We start from the raw sequence: 25,616 nt of genomic DNA, 5'->3' as shown, positions 1-25,616 counted from the left end.
ACCAGATTTCAAAACTGGTTCCTTCGGCATGGACCAATGAGGCGGACCAAAATCTTTTGGGTCAACAAATTTTCCTGTGCGGAATATTGCTTCACCGCATTTTTCGGCATTCCAGCCTGCCGAAAAAGGGCTATAGATCAAATTATGAGCAGCCCGACACTCGCGCAGCGCCTTCTGGTAACTGGTTCCCTGCCCCGACTCGGCGTGAAGACTCGCGCGCCGGTGCGGATCGGTTTCCTCACGCCGCTCTCCGGTCCCGAGGAATCCTGGGGCCGGCCGGGGCTCGACGGCTGCCGGCTCTGGGCCGAGGGGCTGAACGCGCGCGGCGGGCTGATGGTGGGCGGGCGCCGCCACCCGATCGAGATCGTGGCACGCGACAGTGCAACGGGCGCCGCGGCGACCCGCGACGCCGCCCATGAGCTGGTCGAGCGGCTCGACTGCCGGCTGATCCTGACCCTTGGCGGCGACAGCTTCGCCCCCGCCCTGCCCTGGCTGATGAAGACCCGCGCGCTGGTGGCGACGCTGCTGCCCTCCGACCTCTCGCCCGACACGCCCTATCTGATCGCGCCGGCCGAGGTGCATCCGCTGTTCAACGTGACCGGGGTCGAGTGGCTAGCGAAGAGCCGCCCCGCGGCGCGGCGTGTCGCCCTGTGCAGCCAGACCGACAGCCTCGGCCTGCCCTCGCTCGCCGTCTATCGCGCCGCCTTCGAGGCCGCGGGCCACGCCCGGGTGAAGGAGCTGCGCTATGCGCCCGCCGAGACCGACGCCGAAGGCATCGTGCGCGCGATGCTGGCCGAACAGCCCGACGTGCTGTGCTGGTGCTCATCGGCGCCACCGATGATCCATGCCCTGACCGAGGCGGCCCACGCCCAGGGCTTCACCGGCGAGATCCTCGCCTGCACCGCCGACGACTATCCGCGGATGATCGCGCGCACCTCGGCCGCCTTCATGGCGCGCTACACCTTCCAGTTCCCCGATTTCGACGACCCGGCACTGGCCGACACCGCCTTCTTCTTCCACCGCCCCGAGGCCTTCTTCGCCGCCTATGGCGCGCGCTTTCCGGGCAGCTGGTCGGCGGTGAGCTGGGAATATGCCTCGATCCTCGATCTGTGGCACGCCGCCGTCGAAAGCGCGGAGACGACCGACCCGGTCTCGGTGCTCGCCGCGATGAAGCGCTCGCAGATCATGCCGCACGCCTTCGGCCCGGCGCGCTGGTGGGGGGCCGAGATCTTCGGCATCGACAATGCGCTGGTGGGCGACTGGCCGGTGGTGCGGATCGAGGGCGGGCGCGCGAAGATCGTCGAGTTCGGCTCGGTGCTCGGCTGGCTCGAGGCACACGGGCCGCGCCTCACCGAGCACCTCGGCGCGCTCGGCCAGCTCTGGCACCAGCGCCTGCGCCCCGCGCCGCGGCGCCGCCGGATCAGTCTTCCTGCATCAGAAGCTTCTGATCCTCGATCAGCGTGAGCTTCATGAATTCGCTCGCCGCCTCGATGTCGCGCGCGGCAATGGCATTGAACAGCGCATTGTAGCCGCGCTGATACGAGGCGATGCGGTTGGGCGTCAGATGCCGGCGATACATCGCGCCGCGAAAGCTCTGCCGGCGCGCGTCGATCACCAGATTGTAGCAGGCGATCAGCAGGGGGTTGCCGGTGCCCGCCGCGATCTGGCGGTGGAATTCCTCCTCGAGCCGCACGAAGGCGCCGGCATCGGCCTGCACCGCCTCCATCTGCGACAGCGTCTCGCCAAGCGCCTCGATCGCGCGCGGTGGCATGTTGATGATCGCGAGCCGCACCATCTCGGGTTCGAAGATCCCGCGCACAACCTGCAATTGCAGCGGCCCGGTCTCGGCCGCGACGGTCGAGACGGCCGCCTGCGTGCCCGAGGGGTCCCAGGTGACGAAGGACCCCGACCCCGCCCGGCGCCGGATCATGCCGCGCTCCTCGAGCTGATCGAGCGCCTCGCGCACGGTGTTGCGCGCCACCCCCAGATCCTGCGCCAGCGCGCGTTCGGAGGGCAGACGTTCATCGACCCCGTATTCTCCCGAAACGATCCGCGTCGTCAGCGTGTCGATGACATATTGCACCGTCGCGCCGACGACAGGCTCGCTTTGCGGCGCGGAAAGAAGACGTCCGGAAGAAGGCGGCACTTGCAAATTCCCTTGAGCAGTCCCGCACGGGACGGCCAAAGAATAGCCGCTTTGCCCAAGGAAAATCCAGACGCGAAACGCGCCTCGCAGGCCTCCTGTCTCCCGCTTCCAATTGCCCCAAATATCCCGGGGGTGAGCGCCAAGGGCGCGAGGGGGCAGCGCCCCCTGCCCCGGCCGGGCACTCGCGAGGGCCGGGAAAAGGGGGCGCTGCCCCCTCTGGCCTGCGGCCATTCACCCCCGGGATATTTGGGGCAATTGGAAGCGGGGAAGGGCCGGTTGCTTGCCCGGCGTTCGCCAATGGCACCCGGCCCTCGCTTGCGCTCCGGGCGTTCGCCGCTTGAAACGCTCCACCGGAGCGTTTCATCGGGGCGCGCGAGCGCGCCCCGAGCGCAGCTCACCCCATCCGTTCAGACGCGTAGGAGCCGGGGCTTGCCGGGAAGACCACCGTCTTGTTGCCGTTCATGAACACCCGGCGATGGATATGGGCGTGGATCGCGCGGGCGAGCACCTGGCTCTCGACGTCGCGGCCGAGCGAGACGTAATCGTCGGGCGATTGCGCATGGGTGACGCGGATCGTGTCCTGTTCGATGATCGGGCCCTCGTCGAGGTCGGCGGTGACGTAATGCGAGGTCGCGCCGATCAGCTTCACGCCGCGCTCATAGGCCTGCTTGTAGGGGTTTGCGCCCTTGAACGACGGCAGGAACGAGTGGTGGATGTTGATGATCCGGCCCGACATTTCCTTGCACATCTGGTCCGACAGGATCTGCATGTAGCGCGCGAGGACGATCAGCTCGGCCCCGGTCTCGTGCACGATGCGCATCTGCTCGGCCTCGGCGGCGGCCTTGTTCTCCTTCGTCACCTTGATGCAGTGGAAGGGGATGTCGTGGTTCACCACCACCTTCTGGTAATCCATGTGGTTCGAGATCACCGCCACGATGTCGATCGGCAGCGCGCCGATGCGCCAGCGATAGAGCAGGTCGTTCAGGCAATGGCCGAAGCGCGAGACCATGATGATGACCTTCATCTTCTCCGCCTCGTCATGGAATTTCGCCACCATGTCGAAGGTCTTGGCGGTCGGGCCGAAGCCGGTCTCGAGCGCCGCGAGGTCAAGCCCCGCTTCGGAGACGAAGCTCACCCGCATGAAGAACTTGCCGGTCTGGGTGTCGTCGAACTGCGAGCTGTCGGTGATGTTGCAGCCGTTCTCGGCGAGATAGGTCGCGATCGCGGCGACGATGCCGCGCGTCGTGGGGCAGGCCACGGTCAGGCAGTATTTGGTCATTTCGGTCTCCCGTCGGTATGAGTGTTGGGTCGGCCAGGGCCGGGACGCGCTCTCCCAAGCGCGGGTGATGGTCTTGGGTTTTACGCCGTGAGCCCCTCGGGCTCGGGCAATCCGTTGGCGCGGCAGCAGGCGGTGAGCGTGTTCGCCAGCAGACAGGCGATGGTCATCGGCCCGACGCCGCCCGGCACCGGGGTGATCGCACCGGCGACCTCGACGGCGCTCGCGAAATCGACATCGCCCACCAGCTTCGTCTTGCCGTCGCGCTCGATGCGGTTGATGCCGACGTCGATCACCGTCGCGCCCGGCTTCACCCAATCGCCGGGGATCATCTCGGGACGTCCGACGGCCGCCACCAGGATATCCGCGCGCCGGCAGACCGCGCCCAGATCCTTCGTGCGGCTGTGCGCGATCGTCACCGTGCAGCTGTCGCCCAGAAGCAGCTGCGCCATCGGCTTGCCGACGATGTTCGAGCGGCCCACGACCACGGCATCGAGGCCGCTCAGCGCGCCCAGATGGTCGCGCAGCATCATCAGGCAGCCGAGCGGCGTGCAAGGCACCATCGCCTTCTGCCCGGTGCCCAGCAGCCCGACATTCGAGATGTGGAAGCCGTCGACGTCCTTCGCCGGATCGATGGCGTTGATGACAAGATCGCTGTCGAGATGTTTCGGCAGCGGCAGCTGCACCAGGATCCCGTGCACCGCCGGATCGGCATTGAGCCGCGCGATCAGCGCCAGCAGCTCGGCCTCGGTGGTCTCGGCGGAGAGCTTGTGCTCATAGGAGTTCATCCCGACCTCGACGGTCTGCTTGCCCTTGTTGCGGACATAGACCTCGGAGGCCGGGTCCTCGCCCACCAGCACCACGGCGAGGCCCGGGGTGATCCCCTGCTCTTCCTTCAGCCGCGCCACATGCCCGGCGACCTGCGCCCGCACCTTGGCCGCAAAGGCCTTCCCGTCGATGATCGTCGCGGTCATGTCGCGGCCCCTTCCAGATGCTGCGCGGCGCCTTCCACCGCATGCCAGAGCGAGCCCGCAAGCGAGCGCATGCCGAGGATCGCCAGCCGGTCCTCGGCCCGGCGGATCACGAAGACCGTCATGTGATGCAGGCCCGTGCGGGTCGCCGAGCCCGGGCCGAAGCGGCCCAGATCGACGTTCACCAGCTTCTCGCACAGCCGCTCGATCGGTGCGGCACCGGCCGCGGAGACCACCTCGAGCGCGACGAAACCGTCGGTCTGCTCGGTCACCGAGCAGTCGGGCGCGGCAAGCTTCACCGTGCGGGCGAAATCCTCCTCGGCGCGGTCCTCGCCCTCGAGCATCCATTGCCCGGGGCCGGTCCAGAAGGCGGCGATGCCGTTGCCCGCGTGCCACAGCCCGGGGCCGGGCAGCGCAAGGCCCATCGGCACCGGCTGCGCGCCGCCGCGCCGCAGCGCGAGCGAGGCAAGGCCGAGGCCCGCGTTCTCGGCGAGCGTGAGCGCGCCGATCTTGGTGAGGCGCGCGGTCGAACCGCCGAGCGCAGGGATCGGGGACAGGTCAGTCACGGAGACGTCCTCCTTCGGGATCGACGAAATGGGTCGGGACCACGCGCAGCGCGATCTGCTGGTTCTGCAAGGGGTTGGCGGCGGTGATCACCTCGCCCATGCGGGCGGCGCCCCCCGTCAGGAAGCCAAGCCCGATCATCGAGCCGACATGCGGCGAGTAGCAGGCGGAGGTGATCCAGCCCTGATCGGTCTCGGTCTTCTGCTCGGCCCCTTGCGCGAAGAGATGCGAACCGGCGGTGACCGGCTGCGTCGGATCGACCGGTTGCAGCCCGACGAGGACGCGGGTTTCCGCAAGCAGCCCCTCGCGGCGGCTCATCACCGCGCCGATCGCGTCCTTCTTCGTGGACACCATCTTGCCCATGCCGAGCATCTGCGCCGTGGTCTGGCCGTTCAGCTCATTGCCCGCGGCATGGCCCTTCTCGATGCGCAAGACGCCCAAGGCCTCGGTGCCGTAGGGGGTGGCGCCGAGATCGGCGCCGAGCTCGATCATCCGCGCCATCAGCGCATTGCCATAGCGCGCCGGCACCGCGATTTCATAGGCGAGTTCGCCCGAGAACGAGATCCGGAAGAGCCGCGCCCGCAGCCCGCCGCAGACGGTGAGTTCCGAACAGGCCATGAAGGGGAAGGCGTCGTTCGAGAGGTCGAACCCGTCCACCACCCGTTCGAGCAGCTTGCGCGCATGGGGGCCGGCGACCGAGATCTGTGCCCAGGCGTCGGTCGTCGAAATCAGCTGCACGTCGAGCTCGGGCCAGAGGCACTGGCGGCAGAACTCCATGTGGCGATAGACGGGGCCGGCCTGCGCCGTCGTCGTGGTGACGACGTAGTGATCCTCGCCGAGCCGCGCGCAGGTGCCGTCGTCATAGGCGTGGCCGTCCTCGCGCAGCATCAGGCCATAGCGCACCATGCCGACCTTCAGCGAGGCCATCGCATTGGCATAGACGCGGTTCAGGAACTCGCCCGCGTCGGCGCCCTGCACATCGACCTTGCCAAGCGTGGTGACGTCGCACAGCCCGACGCCCGCGCGGGTGGCGAGCACCTCGCGATCGACGGTCTCGCGCCAGGTTTTCTCGCCCTTGCGGGGGAAATACTGTGCGCGCATCCACTGGCCGACCTCGACGAAGACGGCACCCTGCGCGCTCGCCCATTCATGGGTGGGCGTCAGGCGGCGCGGGCGGAAATGGGTGCCGGTGTCGCCATTGCCCAGCGTCGAGAGCGCAACGCCGGTATAGGGCGGGCGGAAGATCGTGGTGCCGGTCTGGGCGATCGTCTTGCCGGTCAGCTCCGCCATCACGGCAAGCGCGGTGACGTTGGCGGTCTTGCCCTGATCGGTCGCCATGCCCAGCGTCGTCCAGCGTTTCAGATGCTCGACGGGACGCATGTTCTCCTGATGGGCCAGCTTGATGTCCTTGACGGTGACATCGTTCTGGAAATCGACCCAGGCGCGGCCCTTGCCCGGCACATGCCAGAAGGCGGCCTGGCGCTGCGGCGCATCCTCGGCACGCGGCAGAACGGGCAGGCTTGCGGTGATGCCCAGCTCGGCGAGTGCCGCCTGTGCCACCGCGGCGCCCGAGGCAAGCGCAGCGGCAGTCGTGCCCTGCCCCGCGGCAGCGCCTGCAGCGACAAGGCCCGGCACCGCGCCCGGTTCGGGCAGGAAGGCCTGAGCCGCGTCGTCCCAGAGCGGCCGGCCACGGTGATGCGAGGCGAGATGCACATTCGGGTTCCAGCCGCCGGCGACGCCGAGCGCACCAACCTCGAGCCAGCTCGTCTGCCCCTCGCGGGTGACGGCGATCCGCTCGAGCCCAAGCCGCCCCTTCGCGTCGCTGACCACGGCGCCGGCGAAAAGCGGGTATTTGCCAAGCGCCTTCGCATCGGCGCGGGTGTCGATCACGCCGGCGATGGTGACGCCTTTCGCGCTCAGATCCAGCGCGGTGCGGTGGCCGTCGTCTCCGCTGGTGAAGATCGCCACGGTCTGCGCGGGCGACACCGCCCAGCGGTTCGCATAGGCGCGCATCGCGCCCGCCAGCATGATCCCCGGCCGGTCGTTGTTGGCGAAGGGGATGTGCCGCTCGGTCGCACCGGCGGCAAGCACGGTGCGCGTCGCGGTGATCCGCCACAGCGTCTGGCGCACCGCGGTCCCCGGCGTGGCGAGATGGTCCGACACCCGCTCGACCGCGCCGAAGATGCCGTGATCGAAGGCGCCGAAGACGGTGGTGCGGCGCATCACGCGCAGGTTTGGCAGCGCGCCGAATTCGGCCTCGACCGAGGCCACCCAATCCATCGCGGCGGCATCGTCGAGCGTGTGGGTTTCCGCCATCAGCCGCCCGCCAAGGCGGAAGTCCTCGTCGGCCAGGATCACCTTCGCCCCGGCCCGCGCGGCGGTCAGCGCGGCGGTCAAGCCCGCGGCGCCGGCGCCGATCACCAGCAGGTCGCAATGCAGGAAACCCTTGTCGTAGCTGTCGGGGTCCGGCAGCATCGACAGGCTGCCCAGCCCCGCCGCGCGACGGATCATCGGCTCGTAGAGCTTTTCCCAGAACGCCTTCGGCCACATGAAGGTCTTGTAGTAGAAGCCCGCCGCGAAGAAGGGCGACAGCAGGTCGTTCACCGCGAGGAAGTCGCGCTCGAGCGAGCCCACACGGTTCTGGCTGTTCGCCACAAGCCCGTCGTAAAGCTCGGCCATGGTGGCGCGGGTGTTCGGCTCCTGCCGCGCGCCCGAGCGCAGCTCGACGAGCGCGTTCGGCTCCTCCGAGCCTGCCGCGACGACGCCGCGCGGGCGGTGATACTTGAAGCTGCGCCCGATCAGCCGCACGTCATTCGCAAGCAGCGCCGAGGCCAGCGTGTCGCCCGGATGGCCGGTGAAGGACTTGCCGTCGAAGGTGAAGCTCAGGCGTTCGGAGCGGTCGATCAGACCACCGGAAAGACGGGTCATTTCGCCCCTCCCTTCTGTGCGAGCGCCACGTCGCGGGCGAGTTCCGCGCCGAGGATTTCATGGGTCAGCGTGTTGCGGGTGACGACCAGCCAGCTGCGGTCGCCCTGTTCGTGGAACCACAGCTCGCGGTGCACGCCGGCGGGGTTGTCGCGCAGATAGACATGGCGGTTGAAGGCATCGAGCGCGCCCTCTGCCATGCCGTCGGGGCGGTTCAGAAGCGACGCATCGCCGAGATAGGTGAACTCCTGCGCGTCGCGGGGGCCAAGGAGGGGATGGGGGATCAGCATGATCTTGCCTTGATATCCGGAGGTCAGTGCAGGTTGGGCTGGGCGCCCATGCCCTTTTCGTCGATCACGTAGCCGCGCTCGAACCGGTTGAGGCGCATGAAGCGCGCGGTCTCGTGCGGGCGGTCGGTGGCGAGCAGATGCGCGAAGCAATACCCGCTTGCCGGCGTCGCCTTGAAGCCGCCATAGCACCAGCCGCCGTTGAAATAGAGCCCGTCCACCGGAGTGCGGTCGATGATCGGCGAGCCGTCCATCGACATGTCCATGATGCCGCCCCAGACGCGCAGAAGCCGCGCGCGCCCGATCGCAGGCATCAACGCAAGGCCGCCCTCGGCCACCTCCTCGATCACCGGCAGGTTGCCGCGCTGCGCATAGGAGTTGTAGCCGTCGATGTCGCCACCGAAGACGAGCCCGCCCTTGTCCGACTGGCTGACGTAGAAATGCCCCGCGCCGAAGGTGATGACGCCGTCGACGACGGGCTTCAGCCCCTCGCTCACGAAGGCCTGCAGGACGTGGCTTTCGATCGGCAGGCGCAGGCCCGCCATCTGCATGACGCGGCTCGAGGACCCCGCCACGGCCACGCCGACCTTTTTCGCGCCGATATAGCCGCGGGAGGTTTCCACGCCCAGAACCTTGCCGGCCTCGATGCGGAAGCCGGTGACCTCGCAATTCTGGATGATGTCGACGCCGAGAAGATCGGCGCCGCGCGCATAGCCCCAGGCGACACCGTCATGGCGCGCCGTCCCCGCGCGGCGCTGCAGCAGGCCGCCCTTGATCGGGAAGCGCGCATTGTCGAAGTTGAGCCAGGGATACATCGCCCGCACGCCCTCGCGGTCGAGCAGTTCGGCATCGGCGCCGGCAAGCAGCATCGCATTGCCGCGCCGCCGATAGGCGTCGCGCTGGCCGTCGGTATGGATCAGGTTCAGGATCCCGCGCTGGCTCACCATCGCGTTGAAGTTGAACTCCTGCTCCATATTCTCCCAGAGCTTCATGGAGAATTCGTAGAACGGCTCGTTGCCCGGCAGCAGATAGTTCGAGCGGATGATCGTGGTGTTGCGCCCGATGTTGCCCGAGCCGAGCCAGCCCTTCTCCAGCACCGCGATGCGCTTGCCCTTGAACACTTTCGCAAGGTGATAGGCGGTCGAGAGCCCGCCACCACCGCCACCGACGATGACATAGTCATAGGCGGGCTGCGGCTCGGGGTTGCGCCACAGGGGTTTCCACCCGTGGTGGCCGGTCAGGGCCTCTTTGAGGACGCGAAAGCCGGAAAAGCGCATTGTGTTCATCCGAGTAGAGGAAGCGGGCCCGGCATCGCGGGCGCGCATTTTTGGTTCAGATATCGAGGGTGTTGTCGCGTTCCCAGTGGGAGAAGTGGTTCACGAAGGCGTTCCACTCCTGCATCTTGAGCTTGAGATATCCCGCCGAGAACTCCTCGCCCATGGCGGCCTTGAGGCCGGGGTCGGCGTCATAGGCGCGGATCGCGTCGAGAAGGTTCAGGGGCAGCTTCGGCGCGCCCTCGATCTTGTGGCCCTCGGCATACATGTCGATGTCATAGCGCGGGCCCGGATCGGCGTCGGTCTTCAGACCCGAGAGCCCCGCGGCGATGATGACAGCCTGCAGCAGATAGGGGTTCACCGCCCCGTCGGGCAGCCGCAGCTCGAACCGGCCGGGGCCCGGCACGCGCACCATATGGGTGCGGTTGTTGCCGGTCCAGGTCACGGTATTGGGCGCCCAGGTGGCCCCCGAGAGCGTGCGCGGCGCATTGATCCGCTTGTAGCTGTTCACCGTCGGGTTGGTGATGACCGCAAGCGCCGAGGCGTGCTTCATGATGCCGCCGAGGAAGGCGCGGCCGCTGTCCGACAGGCCGAGCTCCTTGGTGTCATCGGCGAAGGCGTTCCTGCCGGTCGTCGTGTCCCACACCGAGATATGGGCGTGGCAGCCGTTGCCGGTCAGCCCCTGGATCGGCTTCGGCATGAAGGTCGCGCGCAGCCCGTGCTTTTCCGCGACCGATTTCACCATGAACTTGAAGAAGCTGTGCTTGTCGGCGGTGGCCATCGCGCCGTCGTATTTCCAGTTCATCTCGAACTGGCCGTTCGCGTCCTCGTGGTCGTTCTGATAGGGCTCCCAGCCGAGCTCGAGCATGTAATCGCAGATCTCCGCGATCACGTCATAGCGGCGCATCACCGCCTGCTGGTCGTAACAGGGCTTCGCCGCGGTGTCGGCCGCGTCCGAGATCGTGAGCCCGTCGGGGGTGAGCAGGAAGAACTCGGGCTCGACGCCGGTCTTCACCTCGAGCCCCATCTCGGCGGCCTCGGCGATGAGGCGGGACAGCACGTTGCGCGGCGCCTGCGCAAGGTCGGCGCCCTCCATCACGCAATTCGAGGCGACCCAGGCCACGTCCTTCTTCCAGGGCAGCTGGATCACCGAGGGCGCGTCGGGCACGGCGAGCATGTCGGGATGCGCCGGCGTCAGGTCGAGATGCGTCGCGAAGCCCGCAAAGCCCGCACCGTCGGCCTGCATGTCGGCAATCGCCGAGGCCGGCACCAGCTTCGCCCGCTGCGCGCCGAAGAGGTCGGTGTAGGAAATCATGAAGTATTTCACGCCCTTTTCGCGGGCGAAGGCGGCAAGATCGGTCATCGTCGTTTCCCTGTTGCGGCCTCTCGGGCCTCGCGGGCCTTGTGGCCCTTTTCACGTGACGGAGGATCGGCACGGGCGGGTCGCCCCGCCCGTCCGCTCAGAACCCGGACTGGCCGGGGATCCAGCTGGTGCCCGCAAGCGGCACACCCGCCATCGCCGCCGCCTCGATCGTCAGCGCGCACAGATCCTCGGGCTCGAGATTGTGGACATGGCTCTTGCCGCAGGCCCGCGCGATCGTCTGCGCCTCGAGCGTCAGCACCGCGAGATAGTTGCGCAGCCGGCGCGCCGCCTCGACCGGGTCGAGCCGCTTCATCAGCTCGGGGTCCTGGGTGGTGATGCCGGCCGGGTCCTTGCCCTCGTGCCAGTCGTCATAGGCATCCGCGGTGGTGCCGAGCTTGCTGTATTCGGCCGCCCATTTCGGGTCGTTCTCGCCAAGGGCGACGAGCGCCGCGGTGCCGATCGAGACCGCATCGGCGCCAAGCGCAAGCGCCTTGGCCACATCGGCACCGGTGCGGATGCCGCCCGAGACGATCAGCTGCACCTTGCGGTGCATGCCCAGATCCTGCAGCGCCTTCACCGCCGGCCGGATGCAGGCAAGCGTCGGCTGGCCGACATGCTCGATGAACACATCCTGCGTCGCCGCGGTGCCGCCCTGCATGCCGTCGAGCACCACGACATCGGCCCCCGCCTTCACCGCGAGCGCAGTGTCATAGTAAGGCCGCGCGCCGCCGACCTTGATGTAGATCGGCTTTTCCCAGTTGGTGATCTCGCGGATCTCGAGGATCTTGATCTCGAGATCGTCGGGGCCGGTCCAGTCCGGATGCCGGCAGGCCGAGCGCTGGTCGATGCCGACCGGCAGGTTGCGCATGCCCGCGACCCGCTCGGTGATCTTCTGGCCCAAGAGCATGCCGCCGCCGCCGGGCTTGGCGCCCTGGCCGACCACGATCTCGATCGCATCGGCGCGGCGCAGATCGTCGGGGTTCATCCCGTAACGGCTCGGCAGATACTGATAGACGAGCTTTTCCGAATGGCCGCGCTCCTCGTCGGTCATGCCGCCGTCGCCCGTGGTGGTCGAGGTGCCGGCCATCGTCGCGCCGCGGCCGAGCGCCTCCTTCGCCGGGCCCGAGAGCGCGCCGAAGGACATCCCGGCGATCGTCACCGGGATCTTCAGCTCAATGGGTTTCTTCGCGAAGCGCGTGCCGAGCACCACCCCGGTGCCGCATTTCTCGCGATAGCCCTCGAGCGGATAGCGCGACATCGAGGCGCCAAGGAACAGCAGGTCGTCGAAATGCGGCATCTTCCGCTTCGCACCGCCGCCGCGGATGTCATAGATGCCGGTCGCCGCGGCGCGCCGGATCTCGGCGTTGATCTCGGGCGAGAAGGTCCAGCTGTCGCGCGGCAGGGTCTGGGGGGTCTTGTCCATGGGTCGGGTCCTCAATACGCCGAGGCGTGGTCGACGTGGAAATTGTAGAGCGTGCGGGCAGAACCGTAGCGTTTGAACTCCTCGGGCTTCGCCGGCGCGCCCGAGCTCTCCAGAAGCTCGGCCAGGATCGCCAGATGCTCGGGCCGCATCTCCTTCTCGATGCAATCGGCACCGAGCGACTTGACCGAGCCGCGCACGAAGAGCCGCGCCTCGTAGAGGCTGTCGCCAAGCGCCTCGCCGGCATCGCCCAGCACCACCAGATTGCCCGATTGCGCCATGAAGGCCGACATGTGCCCGACGTTGCCATAGACCACGATGTCGATGCCCTTCATCGAGATGCCGCAGCGCGAGGACGCATTGCCCTTGATCACCAGAAGCCCGCCATGGCCGGTGGCGCCCGCATATTGGCTCGCGTCGCCCTCGATGATGACGGTGCCCGACATCATGTTCTCGGCCACGCCCGGCCCGGCCGAGCCCGTCACATGCACGGTGGCCTGCTTGTTCATCCCCGCACAGTAATAGCCCGTCGAGCCCTTCACCGTGACCTCGATCGGCGCATCGAGGCCGACGGCCACGGCATGCGCGCCCTTCGGATTCTCGATCACCCAGGCGGTCTGGTTGGTGCTGGCGGCCTGCGCCTGCAGCGCGGCATTCAGCTCGCGAAGGGCCGTGGTGGACAGGTCGATCGTCTGCATGATCAGCGCTCCCAGAAGTAGACGGTGGCGGGTTCCGGTTCCCAGACCCGCGCGGCCTCGATCCCCGGGAGTTTGGCGAAGGCGCGGTATTCCGAACCGAAGGCGACGTAATCCTCGGTCTCGGCCATCACCGCGGGCTTGCACGCGATCGGGTCGCGCACCACGCCGAAGCCATTCTTCGTGCCGACGACGAAGGTGAAGAAGCCGTCGAGATCCTCGAGCGTGCCCTCGAGCGCCTCGCCGAGGTTCGCGCCCTCGGCAAGCCGCGAGGAGATGTAGCAGGCCGCCACCTCGGTGTCGTTCTGCGTCTGCGGCGCAAAGCCCTTCGCGCTCAGCACCCGGCGCATCGCGTTGTGGTTCGACAGCGACCCGTTGTGCACCAGGCACTGGTCGTCGCCGGTCGAGAACGGATGCGCGCCCATCGTGGTGACCGCCGATTCCGTCGCCATCCGGGTGTGGCCGATGCCATGGCTGCCCGCCATCGCCCGGATCCCGAAGCGCGCCGCCACGTCCTTCGGCAGCCCGACCTCCTTGAAGATCTCCATCGCAGATCCGACGCCCATCACCCGCAGGCCCGCCTCGGCCGCGAAGGCCCGCGCCGCCGCCTCGGTCCCGGCCGGGATCGTCAGCACCGCATGGGTGTCGATCACCGCCATCGCGACCGGCGCGCCGAGCGCCGCGCCAAGCGCCGCGTCGAGCCCGGCGAACGCCGTCTCCGGCGTGTCCGACTGGACCGTCATCTTCAGCCCCTCCGACGCATCGCCATAGATCGCGATCCCGGCACTGTCAGGGCCGCGGTCGGTCATGGTGATCAGCATGTCGGTGAGCATGTCCCCGAGCCGGGGGCGCAAAGCGTCCTTCTTCAGAAAGAGGCCAACGATGCCACACATGGTCTTCTCCGTTCAGCTTCGGCTTGAGCCGTCACGGATTGACTAGCAGGCAATTTATTTTCTTCACAATTCATTTTGCTTCTTGAGAAGAAGAATTTCTCACGATGCAAATCGTGCCGCTTTTCCGGGCAGTTTTCCCCGCGCCCCAGCCCCCCAAGCCGCAATTCCGGGCAGATCACCCCGCCCGCCCACCCCTCACGCAACCTGCGGATAGGTGATGATCGACAGATAGCGCGCCGGAAGCTCGATCAGCTCCTCGGGCCCATGCGGCGCATCCGAATCGAAGAGCAGCGTGTCGCCGGGTTCGAGGCGATAGACCTGCTCGCCGTGGCGGTAGTCGACCACGCCCTCGAGCATGTAGAGCATCTCGATCCCCTCGTGCTGGAAGGTCTGGAAGCGGTCGCTCTCGGTGGTCAGCACGATCAGATAGGGTTCGACCACCACGCCCGAATTGTTCGAGCCGATATGGCCGAGCAGGTGATACTGATGCCCGGCGCGGGTGCCGGCACGTTCGATCTCGACCCCCTCGCCCGCCTTCACATGCATGCAGCCGCGCGGCTCCTCATAGCCCGAAAAGAGCTGCACCAGCGGCACCCGCAGCGCATGGGCGAGCGACTGGATCGTGGTCAGCGAGGGCGAGATCACCCCGTTCTCGATCTTCGAGAGCATGCCGACCGACAGCCCGGTCTGCGCGGCGAGGTCCGAGCCCGTCATCCGCTGCCGCTTGCGCAGCTCGCGCACCTGGCGGCCGATCGCCACCTCGAGGTTCTTCTCGCGCGTCTCGCGCACCGCGTGCGGGTTCTGCGACAGACGCTCTTCCGTTGCAGCGCTCTTTCCGGCCATGCCCAAATTCCTTCCGCAATCCCTGCGCGCCCGGGCCGGGGCCCGCGGCAAATCCTTCTGCTTGTCGCGGTTTCGCGGGCCGCTGTCCATGCCCGACCGCAAGAGCGCCCGCTCAGTGCGCCACGTCACCGCACCCGACGCCGCGCACGATCGCCGCGATGCCCGCCAGCTGATCGGCGAGCGGGCTCGACCGGCGCCAGACCATGCCGATGGTGCGCCGCGGCCGCGGCTCGGGCAGGCGCGCGATCGCGACCTCGGCCGAGCGGGTCTCGACCGGCACCGCCATCTCGGGGATCAGCGTCACCCCGATCCCCGCCCCCACCATCTGCACCAGCGTGGCAAGCGAGCTGCCCTCCATCAGCGCGCGCGGCGCCGAGGGCGGGATCTTGCAGAAGGAGAGCGCCTGATCGCGGAAGCAATGCCCCTCTTCCAGCAGCAGAAGCCGCATCTCGCGCAGTTTCTCGGCGCTTGGCACCGGCTTGCCGGCATCGGCGGGGGGGCGGACCAGAACGAATTCCTCGTCGAACAGCGCGACCTCGTCGAGCGCGGGCTCGGAAACCGGCAAGGCGACGATCGCCGCATCGAGCCGCGCCGCCAGCAGATCGGCGATCAGCTTGCCGGTCACCGCCTCGCGCGGGCGCGGATCGAGGCCGGGGTGGGTCTCGGCCAAGGCGTGGATGATGCGCGGCAGCAGATAGGGCGCGACGGTTGGGATCACCCCCAGCCGGAAACGGCCGGCCAGACTGCCGCGCGCCGCGCGCGCCAGATCACCCAGCTCGTCGACCGCGCGCAGGATCTCGCGCGCGCGGGTGGCGAAATCCTCGCCAAGGGCGGTCAGCCGGATCTGCCGCGCCGCGCGCTCGACCAGCGGCGCGCCGACGATCTCCTCGAGCTCGCGGATCTGCATCGACAGCGCCGGCTGGGTGATCGCGCAATCCTCGGCCGCCCGGCCGAAATGGCCAAGCCGCGCCAGCGCCTCGAAATAGCGCAGATGTTTCATCGTCAGCGGATTCATCAGGTGAACTTATCAACGCCGTAAGGAAATGCAATTATCCTTTATCACGCCCCTCCGCTAGCCTGCATCCATCGGGGAACCGGACGCAGCGCCGGCCCCTTTCAGATCATGACCCAAGCCCTGGAGGAGACCATGGACGGCAACGAGATGAAAACCGCCGGCAAATGCCCGGTGATGCACGGCGCGATCACCAGCGAGGCGCGCTCGGTGATGGAGTGGTGGCCGAATGCCCTCAAGCTCGAGATCCTGCACCAGCACGACACCAAGACGAACCCGCTTGCGGGCTTCGACTATCGCGAGGCGGTGAAGGGCCTCGACGTCGCCGCGCTGAAGCGCGATCTGGCGGCGCTGATGACCGACAGCCAGGACTGGTGGCCGGCCGACTGGGGCCATTACGGCGGGCTGATGATCCGCATGGCCTGGCACGCGGCGGGCAGCTATCGCGCGGCGGACGGGCGCGGCGGTGGCGGCACCGGCAACCAGCGCTTTGCCCCGCTCAACTCCTGGCCCGACAACGTCTCGCTCGACAAGGCACGCCGGCTGCTGTGGCCGATCAAGCGCAAATACGGCAATGCCGTCAGCTGGGCCGACCTGATCCTTCTGGCCGGCACCGTCGCCTATGAGACGATGGGGCTGAAGACCTTCGGCTTCGGCTTCGGCCGCGCCGACATCTGGGCGCCGGAGATCGACACCTATTGGGGCGCCGAAAAGGAATGGCTGGCGCCGTCGGACGAGCGCTATGGCGACGTCGACAAGCCCGAGACCATGGAGAACCCGCTCGCCGCGGTGCAGATGGGGCTGATCTACGTCAACCCCGAGGGGGTGAACGGCAAGCCCGACCCGCTGAAGACCGCGGCCCAGGTGCGCGAGACCTTCGCCCGCATGGGGATGAACGACGAGGAGACGGCGGCGCTGACCGCGGGCGGGCATACCGTGGGCAAGACCCATGGCAACGGCTCGGCCGCGGCGCTTGGCCCCGATCCGGAAAGCGCCGGCCCCGAGATGCAGGGCCTGGGCTGGGCGAACCCGAACCAGCACGGCAAGGCAGCGAATGCGGTGACCTCGGGGCTCGAGGGCGCCTGGACAACGCATCCCACGGTCTTCGACATGGGCTTCTTCGACATGCTCTTCGGCCATGAGTGGGAGCTGCGCAAGTCGCCCGCCGGTGCCTGGCAATGGGAGCCGGTCGCGATCGCGGAAGAGGACAAGCCGCTTGACGCCTCCGATCCCAGCAAGCGCCACAACCCGATGATGACCGACGCCGACATGGCGATGAAGGTCGACCCGGTCTATCGCGCGATCTGCGAGAAGTTCATGGCCGATCCGGCCTATTTCAACGACACCTTCGCGCGCGCCTGGTTCAAGCTGACGCATCGCGACATGGGGCCGAAGGCGCGCTACATCGGGCCCGAGGTGCCGGCCGAGGATCTGATCTGGCAAGACCCGGTGCCGCAGGGCCCGACGGGCTATGACGTCGCCGCGCTGAAGGCGAAGATCGCGGCCTCGGGGCTGGGCACGGCCGAGCTTGTGGCCACCGCCTGGGACAGCGCCCGCACCTTCCGCCAGTCCGACTATCGCGGCGGCGCGAATGGCGCGCGGATCCGGCTGGCGCCGCAGAAGGACTGGGAAGGCAACGAACCCGCGCGTCTGGCGAAGGTGCTGGCGGTGCTCGAACCGCTCGCCGCGGAAGCCGGCGCGAGCCTCGCCGACACCATCGTTCTTGCCGGCAATCTCGGCGTCGAGACGGCGGCCGCGGCCGCGGGCGTGGCGCTCGATCTGCCGTTCTCGCCCGGCCGGGGCGACGCGACCGAGGCGATGACCGACGCCGAGAGCTTTGCCCCGCTCGAACCGATCCATGACGGCTTCCGCAACTGGCTGAAGAAGGACTATGTCGTCGCCCCCGAGGAGCTGCTGCTCGACCGCGCCCAGCTGATGGGGCTGACCGCGCCCGAAATGGTGGTGCTGCTCGGCGGGCTGCGGGTCATCGGCGCGAACCACGGGGGATCGGCACATGGCGTGCTCACCGACCGGGTCGGCGCGCTGACGCCCGACTTCTTCGTCAACCTGACCGACATGGCGAACACCTGGGTGAAGGCGGGCGACCATTACGAGATCCGCGACCGCAAGAGCGGCGCAGTGAAATGGACGGCGACGCGGCTCGACCTCGTCTTCGGCTCGAACTCGATCCTGCGCGCCTATGCCGAGCTTTACGCCCAGGACGACAACGCCGGAAAGGTGGTGCGCGACTTCGCCGCCGCCTGGACCAAGGTGATGGAGGCCGACCGCTTCGACCTCGCCCGGTAAGACCCACCGAAAGGCGCCGCCCCCGCGCGGCGCCTTTTTCCTTGCGCGCCGCCCCGAGTCGGTTTTCGAGCCCCCCGGGGGGCGAAACCGCCCCACGACTGCCTGAAATCAATGCAGTTCGACGCGCGCCCCGAGTGCTCCCCCGCGGCGACAGCCTTCGCGACCCCGCCCACCGCCTGACGCCCGGGCGCGAAAGCCACAATGACGGCCTCGCGATGGTCGCCCGCACGCTTTGATCTGCACAAGGTCGCGGCCCGGAAATATGGTGCGCCGGACGCATCTCAACGCAGATCACAGACATGAACAGACGAACTTTCCTGCAGGGCGCAACCTTCCTCACGGGCGCCCTGATCCTGCCCTCGGCCGAGGCCTTCGCCGCCCCCGACGCGCAACCCTTCTCCTATGACGCGCTGATCGCGCGGGCGCAGAAGATGGCCGGCGCCGCCTATGTCCCGCCGCTGATGCCCAATCCGGCGGTGGTGCAGCAGATCGACTATGCCCGCCACGGCGAGCTGGTCTTCCGCACGCAGAAGGCGCTGTTCTCGGGCCAGCCCGACACCGGCAAGGAACAGGGCTATCCGCTCGAGTTCTTCCCGCTTGGCATGTATGCGCCGAAGCGGGTGCAGATGTTCCTCGTCGAGGACGGGCTCGCGACCGAGATCCGCTACAATCCCGACCTGTTCGACATGCCGGCCGACAACCCGGCGCGGCAGCTGCCCTCGGATGCGGGCTTCGCGGGCTTCCGGCTGCAGGAATGGTATCAGGCCGACGACTGGGTGCGGCAGGACTGGGTTGCCTTCCAGGGCGCATCGTACTTCCGCGCGATCGGTGCGGACGGCCAATACGGGCTTTCGGCCCGCGGCATCGTGCTGAACGCCGCCGCCGCGACGCCCGAGGAATTCCCCGACTTCCGCGAATTCTACATCGCGCAGGAACGGGACTCGACCCCCGACACCCCGGTCACCGTCTGCGCGCTGCTCGACGGGCCGAGCGTCACCGGCGCCTATCGCTTCCGCATGACCCGCGGGCTTGACCGCTCGAAGGGCGTGATCATGGAGATCGAGGCCAAGGTCTTCCTGCGCGCCGATGTCGAGCGGCTCGGTCTGGTGCCGCTGACCTCGATGTTCTGGTTCGGCGAATACGGCAAGGGCCGGATGCAGGACTGGCGCCCCGAGGTGCACGATTCGGACGGGCTCGCGATGTGGACCGGCATGGGCGAGCGGATCTGGCGCCCGCTCAACAACCCCGACGAGACCCGGATCTCGGCCTTCGCCGACGAGAACCCGCGCGGCTTCGGCCTGCTGCAACGCGACCGCAACTTCGACCACTTCCTCGACGGCGTCTTCTACGACCGCCGCCCGAGCCTGTGGGTCGAGCCGATCACCCCGCTCGGCAAGGGCGCGATCGAGCTGATGGAGATCCCGACCGACGACGAGATCAACGACAACATCGGCGCCTTCTGGGTGCCCGAGGGGCCGGCGCTGAAGGGGGCGAGCTACGACCTGCACTATCGGCTCCACTGGCTGAGCGACGAGCCCTTCCCGGCGACCAACATCGCCCGCACCATCGCCACCCGGATCGGCCGCGGCGGCCAGCCGGGCCATGTGCGGCCGCCGAACGTGCACCATTTCGCGGTCGAGTTCGACCGCCCCTCGGTGATGACGCAGATCCCCTACGGCGTCTTCCCGAAGGTGGTGGCGAGCGCCAGCGCCGGCGCGATCAGCCGCACCTTCTCGGAACCCGTGCCGAACGGCAACGTCTGGCGCGGCAACTTCGACCTCGAGGTGTCGCCGGGCACGGTGGTCGACCTGCGGATGTATCTCGAACTCGACGGCAAGCCGCTGACCGAGACCTGGCTTTACCAGTTCGAGGCGAACTGACGACAGGCGGCCGCCGGCGCGACAGCGTGCGGCGGCCGCCCTCCCGGGCCTGCGCCCGAACGAAGCTCGCGCCTGAAAACAGCACTCCCCGCCCCTGCACGGCAGGAACCGCGCCACGGAAATTCCGCGGTTCGTGATCTTGGAAGAGATGGTGGGTGATGAGGGACTCGAACCCCCGACATCCTCGGTGTAAACGAGGCGCTCTACCAACTGAGCTAATCACCCGGCTGCGCCGTTCTTAGAACGACGGCGCGGCGGCATGCAAGCCCCGCCCCCGCGGCCTGCCCCGTGACGCAGCTGCGGAAATCGCCACCCCGAAAAACCAAACCCCCGGGAGCTTGCGCCCCCGGGGGTTTAGAATGGTGCGGTTGAAAAGACTCGAACTTTCACGGGAGTTACCCCACAGCGACCTCAACGCTGCGCGTCTACCAATTCCGCCACAACCGCACGTTCTGGCTTGGTGGAGAGGCATTTAGCGGAGCCCATCGGGAATGAAAAGCGGAAAATTTCGTTTCCTCGCATTTCTTTGCGAAAAAATCGGGGGCGCCGTGGCGCCCCCTCGCAAAACCCCAGTCCTGCTTGGAAATTCCGGGTTCAGGGCTGTGCGGGCGCGGGCTGGATCGGCGCCGCCACCCCCACGGCCGGGATCAGCGCCCCGGCCGCGGCGGCGAATCCGGGCACGCCGGGCACCGGCTGCGACGCCGTGGCAGGCGCCTCGGCCCGGCCATTGAGCACAAGCGCCGCCTTGTGAATCAGCGCCCCGCGATCCGCCCCGCCCGCCACCGGCAGCGGCACCTGCGCGCCCTGCGCCATGTCGAACCAGTCAAGCGCGAGATCGGGGCGCTTGTCCGTTCCAAGACCCGCGACAAGGTGATGGCCCACCAGCTCGGCATAGGCGAGATCCCCCGTCCCCGCGAGCACCAGCGCCGAGCCGAGCGCCACCGGCATCGCGTCGCGCGCATAGCCGCTCGAGAGGCAGACCTTGGCGGTGCCCGCCAGCTGCGCCGCGCTCATGCCCGTGCTCTTCAGGAAGCCCTGCACCGCGGCGATCTCGTCGTCGCGGGGCGTCTGCGGCAGGGCGGCGACCTGATCGGAGAGCAGCGCGCCGAAGTCCGAGCATTGCTGCGCCACCTGCTCGGCGGTGAAGCCCTGGATCTGGGCCACCAGACGCTCGCCCTCGGCGGTGACCGCCTGCCCAGCGGCACAGAACTGCTCGCCCAGCGCCTGCGCCGGGTCGCTCATCACCGCCACCGTCTGCAGCCCGCCATTGCTGCCGGTCGCCGCCGCGATTTTGGCACAATAGCCGGTCCAGGTCGGCGCGGGGGGCACCATCGCCGCGCCGAAGGCCGGCATCGCGGGCACGGCCGGGGCGGGCTGCGCCACCTGCGTCGCAAAGCCCGGCATCGCCGGCGCGGCGGGCTGCGCGGCCATCACCGCGGGCGGCAGCGCGGGAGCCGCCGGAACGGGCGCGGGCGTCGCCACCGGCACCGGCGCCGCCCCCGGCGCGACGATCGCGCATTGCCCCTGCTGGCAGCTGAAGGCCGCGGGCGTCGCCCCGGCCAGCTGGAAATCGTTGCGCTGATAGCCCGAGGGGGTCGAGGCAAAGACCTCGACCGTGCAGGCCGACCCGTTGCACCAGAACCCCGAGCCGGTGACCGAGGTGTCGATCAGATAGTCGGTGCGGCCGTCGCTGTTCATGTCGGCCAGCTGGATGAAGCCCGCGCGGCTGATCAGCTGCTGCCCCTCGACGCCCGAGTTGCGCGCGATCTCGTCGACCGCCTTCGCCACCTCGGGCGGCAGGCCGCCATAGCTGTTGGCGGCATAGCTGCCGCCCGCGCCGCCCCCCATCATCTGGTCGCGCTGCTGCAGCAGCAGGCCGCGGATGCCCTGCGGGCCCGCCATCGCCTGCTGGATCTGCGGCCCGCCGATCATCGCCCGCTGATAGGCGGTGACGAGGATCTGCCGCTCGACCTCGCTCAGCGCGCCGCTTGCCGGATAGCCCAGAAGCGCCTGATATTGCGAGATCGCCGAGCGCGAGCGCGCCCCGATCACCCCGTCGGGCGTGCCGACCGGATAGCCGAAATAGTTCAGTGCGGTCTGCACCTCGCGATTCTGCTCGCGCTGGTAGGAGCTGACCGAGGGCTGCGCCGGCACGGTGCGCACCACGGTACGCGGCGGCCGCGAGCGGTTCGCCTCGTTCACGATCGCGCCGCCGATCATGCCGCCGATGATGCCGCCCACGATGTCGGACCCGCCCGCGAAGGCCGGCGCACCGGGTCCCGCGGCGATGGCAAGGATCAGCCCCGCCCCAAGCAATCTGCTGTTCATCCATCCCTCCTCAAATCGCGCGGCGCACCGCCCCCACGGCAAAAATCCCGCCGCCCCTGTTCAAACAGGCGTGAAGTGTTTGGGCGAATCGCCCTTGAGGCAAGGTGATTCTTCCCCTACCTCCGGCACAGCCGCAGGAGGTGCCGATGCCCGAATGGATCCAGTCCGACCGTCTTGTTCCCTATGAGGAGGCGCTCGCCTTCATGGAGGAGCGCGTGGCGAAGATCGCCCGCGGCGAGGCCGACGAGGCGATCTGGCTGCTCGAGCACCCGCCGCTCTATACCGCGGGCACCTCGGCCAGGCGCGAGGATCTGGTCGATCCCGACCGCTTCCCGGTCTATGACGCCGGCCGCGGCGGGCAATATACCTATCACGGCCCCGGTCAGCGGGTGGTCTATGTCATGCTCGACCTGAACCGGCGCGGCCGCGACGTGCGCTGCTTCGTGCGCGACCTCGAACGCTGGGTGATCGCGGCGCTCGCCGAGTTCAACGTGACGGGCGAGATCCGGCCGGGCCGCGTCGGGGTCTGGGTCAGCCGCCCCGACCGGCCGCGCGGGCCCGACGGCGCCATCGCCGAGGACAAGATCGCCGCGATCGGGGTGAAGCTGCGCCGCTGGGTCAGCTTCCACGGCATCTCGATCAACGTCGAGCCGGACCTGAGCCATTTCGGGGGAATCGTGCCCTGCGGGATTCGCGATCACGGCGTGACCTCGCTCGTGGATCTCGGCCTACCGGTGGCGATGGCCGATCTCGATGCCGCGCTGCACAAGACTTTCGTCGCAATTTTCGATACCCCGGCGGGGTCCTGTGCAGAATTGAATAACGCGACCATTTGACCCGTGGTATTGAGGGGGACCGGCTGCCAAGAGCAGCCAGCCCGGCCGGACCCCGGGCCGAGACAAGAACCAAGGAACCCGCGATGAAGCTCAGCCTCTACGTCACTCTCGCCGCCGTCGCCTTCGCCGCCCCGTCCTTCGCGGACGATGTCGAAGCCGGTGCCAAGCTCTTCACCAAGTGCAAGGCCTGCCACTCGATCGTTGCCGATGACGGCACCGCGATCGTCAAGGGCGGCAAGGTCGGCCCGAACCTCTACGGCGTCGTGGGCCGCCCCGCCGCAAGCTATCCCGACTTCAACTATGGCGACGGCATCAAGGGCGCCGCGGCCGCCGGCCTCGTCTGGAACGAAGAGCTGATCGCCGAATATGTCGTCGACCCGACCAAGTTCATCGACAGCCACGGCGGCACCGGCGCCTCGAAGATGACCTTCAAGCTGCCGAAGGGCGGCGAGGAAGTCGCGGCCTACCTGGCTTCGGTCAAGAAGTAAGATCGGGATCTTCCCGACCGGGCCCGGGCGGCGCGATCCGCCCGGGCCTTTCCATGTCCGCGCCCCTGCCCCCCGGCATCCGCGCGGCCCTGCGACATTTTTTCGCATCCCCTCTCTCGAAATCGTTGCCCGGCGCGGAATTGCACCCTAGGCTTCCCCCAATGCGGCGCAAACGGGAGGGGAGACCCGGCCGCACACAGGGAGGAAATACATGGCGGACGCAGCCCTTCACGGCGGTGCGCATGACAGCCGCGGCTTCTTCACGCGCTGGTTCATGTCCACCAATCACAAGGACATCGGGGTTCTCTACCTGATCACCGCAGCCTTCGTCGGGCTGATCTCGGTCGGCTTCACGGTCTACATGCGGCTCGAGCTGATGAACCCCGGCGTGCAATACATGTGCGAGGAAGGCGCGCGGCTGATCGCCGATCCGAGCCAGCCATGCACGCCGAACGGCCATCTGTGGAACGTGATGATCACCTATCACGGCGTGCTGATGATGTTCTTCGTGGTGATCCCGGCGCTCTTCGGCGGTTTCGGCAACTACTTCATGCCGCTGCATATCGGCGCGCCGGACATGGCATTCCCGCGGCTGAACAACCTCAGCTACTGGCTCTATGTCGCGGGCGTCGCGCTCGGCATCGCCTCGCTCTTCGCGCCCGGCGGCGGCGGCGGGCATGGCGCGGGGGTGGGCTGGGTGCTCTATCCGCCGCTGTCGACCTCGGAAGGCGGCTATGCGATGGATCTGGCGATCTTTGCCGTGCACGTCTCGGGCGCCAGCTCGATCCTCGGCGCGATCAACATCATCACCACCTTCCTGAACATGCGCGCCCCGGGCATGACGCTGCACAAGGTGCCGCTCTTCGCCTGGTCGGTCTTCGTCACCGCCTGGCTGATCCTGCTCAGCCTGCCGGTGCTGGCGGGCGCCATCACCATGCTGCTGATGGACCGCAACTTCGGCACCACCTTCTTCAACCCGGCCGGTGGCGGCGACCCGATCCTCTATCAGCACATCCTGTGGTTCTTCGGCCACCCCGAGGTCTACATCATCATCCTGCCGGGCTTCGGCATCATCAGCCACGTCATCGCCACCTTCGCCCGCAAGCCGATCTTCGGCTATCTGCCGATGGTCTATGCGATGGTGGCGATCGGGGTGCTGGGCTTCGTCGTCTGGGCGCATCACATGTACACCGTGGGCCTCAGCCTGACGCAGCAGAGCTATTTCATGCTGGCCACAATGGTGATCGCGGTGCCGACCGGCGTGAAGGTGTTCAGCTGGATCGCCACGATGTGGGGCGGCTCGATCGAGTTCAAGACGCCGATGCTCTGGGCCTTCGGGTTCCTGTTCCTGTTCACCATCGGCGGCGTGACCGGCGTGGTGCTGAGCCAGGCGCCGCTCGACCGGGTCTATCACGACACCTATTACGTCGTGGCGCATTTCCACTATGTGATGAGCCTTGGCGCCGTCTTCGCGATCTTTGCCGGCATCTATTTCTGGATCGGCAAGATGTCGGGCCGGCAATACCCCGAATGGGCGGGCAAGCTGCATTTCTGGATGATGTTCATCGGCTCGAACCTGATCTTCTTCCCGCAGCACTTCCTTGGCCGGCAGGGCATGCCGCGGCGCTACATCGACTATCCCGAGGCCTTCGCGACCTGGAACAAGGTCTCCTCGATCGGCGCCTTCATCAGCTTCGCCTCCTTCCTGCTGTTCTTCGGGATCATGGCCTATACGCTGCTCGCCGGGCGCCGCGTGGCCAAGGCGAATTACTGGAACGAATACGCCGACACGCTGGAATGGACGCTGCCGAGCCCGCCGCCCGAGCATACCTTCGAGCAGCTGCCGAAGCGCGAGGACTGGGACCACGCCCACAGCCACTGACGGGCGCGGAGCAATCGCACCGAAAGGCCCCGGCAGCCCCGGGGCCTTTTGCCGTTTCGCCGGGAAAACGTGCTGGCAGATGGAAATCCACGCGGCACAGACAGAACATTGATCTGCGCAGGTGCCAGATTCCGCACACGCGTTCCGCCCCTCCTCCCCGCACCGAACCCGGGTTCCGACGCCGGGCAGCCCCGACGCGCCGCGGTCCTTATTTCCCGCGACCGGT

The 25,616-nt window shown here is 67.9% G+C and carries 20 protein-coding genes and 2 tRNA genes; 6 read left to right on the top strand and 16 right to left on the bottom strand.

Annotated elements, in window-relative coordinates:
- Positions 1-144 precede the first annotated feature (144 nt).
- Complete coding sequence (locus AC0QTQ_RS06405; RefSeq protein WP_480258765.1) at positions 145-1,464, top strand: ABC transporter substrate-binding protein; 1,320 nt, start codon at positions 145-147, stop codon at positions 1,462-1,464.
- On the opposite strand, the gene AC0QTQ_RS06400 is transcribed toward AC0QTQ_RS06405, so the two are convergent.
- The 13 genes from AC0QTQ_RS06400 to AC0QTQ_RS06340 all read right to left on the bottom strand — a co-directional run bounded on the left by AC0QTQ_RS06400 (position 1,421) and on the right by AC0QTQ_RS06340 (position 15,672).
- Positions 1,421-2,146, bottom strand: coding sequence for a FadR/GntR family transcriptional regulator (locus AC0QTQ_RS06400; protein ID WP_113900136.1), 726 nt, complete (start codon positions 2,144-2,146; stop codon positions 1,421-1,423). The genes AC0QTQ_RS06405 and AC0QTQ_RS06400 overlap by 44 nt on opposite strands.
- A gap of 394 nt (positions 2,147-2,540) precedes the next feature.
- The gene (purU, locus tag AC0QTQ_RS06395; protein ID WP_480258764.1) at positions 2,541-3,425 is read right to left on the bottom strand and encodes a formyltetrahydrofolate deformylase; all 885 of its coding nucleotides are present in this window, start codon (positions 3,423-3,425) and stop codon (positions 2,541-2,543) included.
- An 80-nt stretch (positions 3,426-3,505) separates the two neighbouring features.
- The gene (folD, locus tag AC0QTQ_RS06390; protein ID WP_480258367.1) at positions 3,506-4,396 is read right to left on the bottom strand and encodes a bifunctional methylenetetrahydrofolate dehydrogenase/methenyltetrahydrofolate cyclohydrolase FolD; all 891 of its coding nucleotides are present in this window, start codon (positions 4,394-4,396) and stop codon (positions 3,506-3,508) included.
- Positions 4,393-4,959 carry a sarcosine oxidase subunit gamma gene (locus tag AC0QTQ_RS06385; RefSeq protein WP_480258763.1) on the bottom strand — a complete coding sequence of 189 codons (567 nt, stop codon included), beginning with the start codon at positions 4,957-4,959 and terminating at the stop codon, positions 4,393-4,395. The genes folD and AC0QTQ_RS06385 overlap by 4 nt, the downstream gene beginning before the upstream one ends.
- Positions 4,952-7,885 (bottom strand): sarcosine oxidase subunit alpha family protein, encoded by a 2,934-nt coding sequence (locus AC0QTQ_RS06380; protein WP_480258762.1) that lies wholly within the window; start codon positions 7,883-7,885, stop codon positions 4,952-4,954. The genes AC0QTQ_RS06385 and AC0QTQ_RS06380 overlap by 8 nt, the downstream gene beginning before the upstream one ends.
- Positions 7,882-8,172, bottom strand: coding sequence for a sarcosine oxidase subunit delta (locus tag AC0QTQ_RS06375; protein ID WP_128149989.1), 291 nt, complete (start codon positions 8,170-8,172; stop codon positions 7,882-7,884). The genes AC0QTQ_RS06380 and AC0QTQ_RS06375 overlap by 4 nt, the downstream gene beginning before the upstream one ends.
- Before the next feature lie 23 nt (positions 8,173-8,195).
- A complete protein-coding gene (locus AC0QTQ_RS06370) occupies positions 8,196-9,446 on the bottom strand; it encodes a sarcosine oxidase subunit beta family protein (RefSeq protein WP_480258761.1) in 1,251 nt (416 codons plus the stop codon).
- 55 nt (positions 9,447-9,501) lie between these two features.
- Complete coding sequence (gene glnT / locus AC0QTQ_RS06365) at positions 9,502-10,806, bottom strand: type III glutamate--ammonia ligase (protein WP_480258760.1); 1,305 nt, start codon at positions 10,804-10,806, stop codon at positions 9,502-9,504.
- A gap of 97 nt (positions 10,807-10,903) precedes the next feature.
- The gene (locus tag AC0QTQ_RS06360; protein WP_480258759.1) at positions 10,904-12,229 is read right to left on the bottom strand and encodes an FMN-binding glutamate synthase family protein; all 1,326 of its coding nucleotides are present in this window, start codon (positions 12,227-12,229) and stop codon (positions 10,904-10,906) included.
- A gap of 11 nt (positions 12,230-12,240) precedes the next feature.
- Positions 12,241-12,924, bottom strand: coding sequence for a protein GlxC (locus AC0QTQ_RS06355; RefSeq protein ID WP_480258758.1), 684 nt, complete (start codon positions 12,922-12,924; stop codon positions 12,241-12,243).
- A 2-nt stretch (positions 12,925-12,926) separates the two neighbouring features.
- Positions 12,927-13,814, bottom strand: a complete 888-nt coding sequence (locus AC0QTQ_RS06350; RefSeq protein WP_480258757.1) for a class II glutamine amidotransferase — start codon at positions 13,812-13,814, stop codon at positions 12,927-12,929.
- Between the two features lie 195 nt (positions 13,815-14,009).
- Positions 14,010-14,657 (bottom strand): helix-turn-helix domain-containing protein, encoded by a 648-nt coding sequence (locus AC0QTQ_RS06345; protein ID WP_121534918.1) that lies wholly within the window; start codon positions 14,655-14,657, stop codon positions 14,010-14,012.
- 112 nt (positions 14,658-14,769) lie between these two features.
- On the bottom strand, positions 14,770-15,672 hold the full coding sequence (locus AC0QTQ_RS06340) for a hydrogen peroxide-inducible genes activator (protein WP_480258756.1): 903 nt from the start codon (positions 15,670-15,672) through the stop codon (positions 14,770-14,772).
- A gap of 132 nt (positions 15,673-15,804) precedes the next feature.
- Between AC0QTQ_RS06340 and katG the strand changes: the two genes are divergently transcribed.
- Together katG and AC0QTQ_RS06330 are read left to right on the top strand one after the other, a co-directional pair.
- The gene (gene katG / locus AC0QTQ_RS06335; protein WP_480258755.1) at positions 15,805-17,976 is read left to right on the top strand and encodes a catalase/peroxidase HPI; all 2,172 of its coding nucleotides are present in this window, start codon (positions 15,805-15,807) and stop codon (positions 17,974-17,976) included.
- A gap of 299 nt (positions 17,977-18,275) precedes the next feature.
- The gene (locus AC0QTQ_RS06330) at positions 18,276-19,856 is read left to right on the top strand and encodes an OpgD/OpgG family glucan biosynthesis protein (RefSeq protein ID WP_480258754.1); all 1,581 of its coding nucleotides are present in this window, start codon (positions 18,276-18,278) and stop codon (positions 19,854-19,856) included.
- A gap of 149 nt (positions 19,857-20,005) precedes the next feature.
- Here the strand turns inward: AC0QTQ_RS06330 and AC0QTQ_RS06325 are convergent.
- The 3 genes from AC0QTQ_RS06325 to AC0QTQ_RS06315 all read right to left on the bottom strand — a co-directional run bounded on the left by AC0QTQ_RS06325 (position 20,006) and on the right by AC0QTQ_RS06315 (position 22,184).
- Positions 20,006-20,081, bottom strand: a tRNA-Val gene (locus tag AC0QTQ_RS06325).
- A 135-nt stretch (positions 20,082-20,216) separates the two neighbouring features.
- Positions 20,217-20,303: transfer RNA gene (locus tag AC0QTQ_RS06320), tRNA-Leu, on the bottom strand.
- 147 nt (positions 20,304-20,450) lie between these two features.
- On the bottom strand, positions 20,451-22,184 hold the full coding sequence (locus AC0QTQ_RS06315; RefSeq protein ID WP_480258753.1) for a peptidoglycan-binding domain-containing protein: 1,734 nt from the start codon (positions 22,182-22,184) through the stop codon (positions 20,451-20,453).
- Between the two features lie 146 nt (positions 22,185-22,330).
- Between AC0QTQ_RS06315 and lipB the strand changes: the two genes are divergently transcribed.
- The 3 genes from lipB (at position 22,331) to ctaD (ending at position 25,390) form a co-directional block, all read left to right on the top strand.
- Positions 22,331-23,020, top strand: a complete 690-nt coding sequence (gene lipB, locus AC0QTQ_RS06310; RefSeq protein WP_480258752.1) for a lipoyl(octanoyl) transferase LipB — start codon at positions 22,331-22,333, stop codon at positions 23,018-23,020.
- Between the two features lie 83 nt (positions 23,021-23,103).
- The gene (locus AC0QTQ_RS06305; protein WP_480258751.1) at positions 23,104-23,508 is read left to right on the top strand and encodes a c-type cytochrome; all 405 of its coding nucleotides are present in this window, start codon (positions 23,104-23,106) and stop codon (positions 23,506-23,508) included.
- A 211-nt stretch (positions 23,509-23,719) separates the two neighbouring features.
- Positions 23,720-25,390 carry a cytochrome c oxidase subunit I gene (ctaD, locus tag AC0QTQ_RS06300; protein ID WP_480258750.1) on the top strand — a complete coding sequence of 557 codons (1,671 nt, stop codon included), beginning with the start codon at positions 23,720-23,722 and terminating at the stop codon, positions 25,388-25,390.
- Positions 25,391-25,616: the final 226 nt, after the last annotated feature.

Source organism: Paenirhodobacter sp. YD-8, from assembly GCF_056590935.1.
This window is presented reverse-complemented; position numbering and strand designations above follow the sequence as displayed.